Annotated in this window: 1 protein-coding gene; it reads left to right on the forward strand. The window is 57.8% G+C overall.

Going from position 1 to position 578, the window contains the following annotated elements; translation table 11 throughout:
• A partial coding sequence (locus tag ACF8EA_RS13875) for an EF-Tu/IF-2/RF-3 family GTPase (protein ID WP_392522357.1) occupies nucleotides 1–578 on the forward strand: 578 nt, incomplete at both ends.

Here is a 578-nt window from a genome sequence, read left to right on the forward strand (position 1 = left end):
CTGTCCCGTCAGGTAGGCGTTCCGTACATCGTGGTCTTCCTGAACAAGGCTGACCTGGTAGACGACGCTGAGCTGCTGGAACTGGTCGAGATGGAAGTTCGCGACCTGCTGTCCACCTATGACTTCCCAGGCGACGACACTCCGATCATCATCGGTTCGGCTCGTATGGCGCTGGAAGGCAAAGACGACAACGAAATGGGTACTACCGCTGTCAAGAAGCTGGTAGAAACTCTGGACAGCTACATTCCTGAGCCAGTTCGTGCCATCGACCAGCCGTTCCTGATGCCGATCGAAGACGTGTTCTCGATCTCGGGTCGTGGTACCGTTGTTACCGGTCGTATCGAGCGTGGTATCGTCCGCGTTCAGGATCCGCTGGAAATCGTTGGTCTGCGTGACACCACCACCACCACCTGCACCGGTGTTGAGATGTTCCGCAAGCTGCTGGACGAAGGTCGTGCTGGCGAGAACTGCGGCGTTCTGCTGCGTGGTACCAAGCGTGACGACGTTGAGCGTGGCCAGGTTCTGGTCAAGCCAGGTTCGGTCAAGCCGCACACCAAGTTCACCGCAGAAGTCTACGT

The sequence above is a fragment of the Pseudomonas sp. YQ_5 genome (genome assembly GCF_043103305.1).
GTDB lineage: Bacteria > Pseudomonadota > Gammaproteobacteria > Pseudomonadales > Pseudomonadaceae > Aquipseudomonas > Aquipseudomonas putida_Y.